At 63.9% G+C, this 2,742-nt stretch carries 3 protein-coding genes and 1 pseudogene; all 4 read left to right on the plus strand.

Annotated elements, in window-relative coordinates; genetic code table 11:
* The first annotated feature begins 197 nt into the window (after window positions 1-197).
* The 4 genes and pseudogenes from GY769_19220 to GY769_19235 all read left to right on the plus strand — a co-directional run bounded on the left by GY769_19220 (window position 198) and on the right by GY769_19235 (window position 2,609).
* A complete protein-coding gene (locus tag GY769_19220) occupies window positions 198-509 on the plus strand; it encodes a hypothetical protein (GenBank protein ID MCP4204053.1) in 312 nt (103 codons plus the stop codon).
* 138 nt (window positions 510-647) lie between these two features.
* Window positions 648-1,259: a TetR/AcrR family transcriptional regulator gene (locus tag GY769_19225; GenBank protein ID MCP4204054.1), complete on the plus strand. Its 612-nt coding sequence runs from the start codon at window positions 648-650 to the stop codon at window positions 1,257-1,259.
* 28 nt (window positions 1,260-1,287) lie between these two features.
* Entirely contained in the window at window positions 1,288-1,959 is a 672-nt protein-coding gene (gene ric, locus GY769_19230; GenBank protein ID MCP4204055.1) for an iron-sulfur cluster repair di-iron protein, read from the plus strand.
* Window positions 1,960-2,087: 128 nt separating this feature from the next.
* Window positions 2,088-2,609: pseudogene (locus tag GY769_19235) on the plus strand (hypothetical protein).
* Window positions 2,610-2,742 lie beyond the last annotated feature (133 nt).

Genomic DNA, 2,742 nt, shown 5'->3' on the forward strand with positions numbered 1-2,742 from the left:
AGCAACGAGCTGGCCTGGGCTGACGCCTCCTTGATCAACCAGCATCCTTACACGAAGGGTTGGGTGGTCCGGTTGCAGCCTGACCGGGACGACTGGCGCGAAGGCCTCCTTGAGGGCGTGGATGCCCCCGCCGTCTATCGGGAGAACTTCGGACGATGGGGAGTCGCGGAGTGTGTCCACTGCCTGGGAGCTGAGGTTTGAAGGGGAAGGTCACCCTCGCCCTGTTCACCCATCCCGTGTGCTCGGGGTGCAGCGAGGCCTACAACCGGGTCCAGGCGTTCGCCCGGGATCGCGAGGACGTGGAGGTCGAGTTCTACAGCCTGGCAGGAAGCAGCGGGAGGGAGCTGGCAAGGCGGTGGAAGGTCGACTCGGTACCCACCGTGATCGTGGGTGGGGATCCGGATCACCGCATCGAAGGAGTCCCGAAGCGTGAGACCCTCACGGCCGCCGTGGTTGCACTCACTGGGCGTCTCCGGGCTGCCGAGACCCCCGACGGCACAAGTAACTAACGTTCAGCGCACACTCACCGAAGACCAGGCGAAGCTCCACCTCCGCTCACCAAGGCCGGCGCAGCGAGAGGGATTCGAACCCGGAGGGCGGAGAAGGGTCCTTGCATGCAAGTAAGAACTTACTTACAATACTGATCCATGGAATCGGTGATCCGAAAACCCGGCGCGATGAGACGCGAGGAGATCGCACAGGCGGTCCTGCGGATCATCGGCCAGCGGGGCCTCGCCAGGCTGACGACCACGACCATCGCGGCGGAGGTGGGTATCACCTCGGGCGCTCTGTTTCGCCACTTCGCTTCCAGGCAGGAGATCCTCAGCGAGGCGGTGCGGTACGGCATTGCCAAGATCGAGGCGACCTTCCCCGAGGACACCCTCCCCCCGGCCGAACGTCTCCGCGAATTGGCGAGACGGAGAGTCCATGTCCTCGCCTCAGACCCTGGCCTAGCCTGGCTCCTGAGCTCCGAGCAGGCCTTTCTGGCCGTGCCGGAGGAGGCGGTGGGGTGGCTCGCTGAGGTCGTCACGAGGTCGAGGCGGTACGTGCTCACCGCTCTTCGTGAAGGGGCGGCAGAAGGCACCTTCCGTGACGATATCGAGCCCGAGATCCTCAGCGTGACGGTCATGGGAACGATCCATGCCCTGATCGGAATGACGGGCATGCGTCGGCGGGCGGCCGGCGAGGGGAAAGAGGATCCGGAGACCGTTCTGAACGCGCTGATGCGCATGATCGAGCCTTCGAATCCGAAGATCTGACGAATCAATCTACAAGGGAGTCAAGAGAATGACGATCAACGACGAGTGCACTGTGGGCCAGATTGCGACCGAACATCCACAGGCGACCAGGGTCTTCGACCGCCACGGTATCGACTTTTGTTGCGGGGGCGGCAAGCCGCTCTTGGAGGTCTGCGAACAGAAGGGCCTTGCGAGCGAAGCGATCGTGGCGGAGATCCAGCAAGAGCTCGAGGAGGAGGATACCGAGATGGAGCGTTGGGATCAGGCCGATCTCAAAGATCTGATCGAGCACATACTGATCCACTACCATCGGCCGCTCGATACTGAGCTCCCGCGTCTGGAGGGCATGGCGCGCAAGGTCCTCGCGGTGCACGGTGAGAAGATGCCCGAGGTGCTTCCGGAGCTCCTCTCCACCTTTCTCGCGCTCAAGGCCGAGCTCCAGGACCACTTTCCGAAGGAGGAGCAGATCCTCTTTCCAATGATCCTGAGAGGTGAGGGCGCAATGGCCTCGGGTCCGGTCTCCATCATGGAGAGCGAGCACGAATCGGCTGGTACTGCGTTGAAGCGCCTCCGGGAGCTGACGAACGACTACGAGGTACCGGCAGAAGCATGTAATACCTGGCGAGCTCTGTGGCACGGCCTCGCCGAGCTGGAAGGCTCGCTCCATCGGCACATCCACCTCGAGAACAACATCCTGTTCCCCCGAGCGCTCGCGGGCTGAGTCCAGCGGAAGACGGAAGAGGGTGCCGGGCCTGCGAGATGCAGCCGGTTGCACTCTCAACTCGAAAGGAGCAATGAATGAAGGACAGAACTGCAGTTCGCTCGCGAGGATTCCTGGTTGGTCTTTCCATGGTCGCAGCGCTGGCCCCTGCCGTACCCGCGCTCGCCCACTGCGACACCGTCGACGGGCCGGTGGTCGGCGCTGCCCGCCAGGCCCTTGCTCGAGGAGACGTCACGCCAGTGCTCAAGTGGGTGGGCCCTGAACACGAGGTGGAGGTCGCGGCGGCGTTCGCACACGTTCTCGCCGTGCGGCCGCTCGGAGACGACGCGCGTGAGCTCGCCGACCGGTTCTTCTTCGAGACCCTGGTGCGCCTGCACCGTGAAGGAGAAGGAGTCAGCTATGTCGGCCTGAAGGAGGCCGGCAGCCCGGTATCGCCAGCCGTTCTCGCGGCGGACCTGGCCCTCGAATCCGGATCGGTAGACGATCTCACTGCCGAGATCACGGGAGCAATCGACGCCGGTGTCCAAGAGCGGTTCCGGAGAGCCCGTGAGATGCGCATGCGCGCCGAAGAGAGCGTTGCGGCCGGTCGCGAATTCGTTGCCGCTTACGTGGGATTCACACACTACGTCGAGACGCTCGAAGCCCTGGCTGCGGGTCACCCGGTCGAGCACGGGACTGAAGCAGCGGCATCATCGAAGGGGACGCATGGCGAAGCGCATGAGATCGAAGAGCCCCTTCCAAGTCCGGTCTTCGAGCTGCCGCAGGAAGTCGGCTATGGGCCGG

Source organism: bacterium (genome assembly GCA_024224155.1).
In the GTDB taxonomy this organism is placed as follows: Bacteria; Acidobacteriota; Thermoanaerobaculia; order Multivoradales; family JAHEKO01; genus CALZIK01.